The 253-nt window shown below is 54.2% G+C and carries 1 rRNA gene; it reads left to right on the top strand.

Features of this window, described 5'->3' with window-relative positions:
• A 23S ribosomal RNA gene (locus M3636_RS29345) occupies nucleotides 1–253 on the top strand; the annotation flags it as partial.

Here is a 253-nt window from a genome sequence, read left to right as displayed (position 1 = left end):
CAGGTCGAAATTCCTGTACCACCGTAAGCCGTTATGAGCAATGGGGGGACGCAGTAGGGTAGTGACGCAGGCTGATGGATGCCTGTCCAAGCAGTGAGGCTGATGTGTAGGCAAATCCGCACATCGTAAGGCTGGGCTGTGATGGGGAGTGAAAATTACAGTAGCGAAGGTCATGATCTCACACTGCCAAGAAAAGCCTCTAGCCAGGTGATGGTGCCCGTACCGCAAACCGACACAGGTAGGCGAGAAGAGA

Origin of the sequence: Paenibacillus sp. MER 99-2, from assembly GCF_023714095.1 — a bacterium.
Lineage (GTDB): Bacteria > Bacillota > Bacilli > Paenibacillales > Paenibacillaceae > Paenibacillus.
Note: the sequence above shows the minus strand (reverse complement) of the source record. Positions and strands in the feature narration are given on the sequence as shown.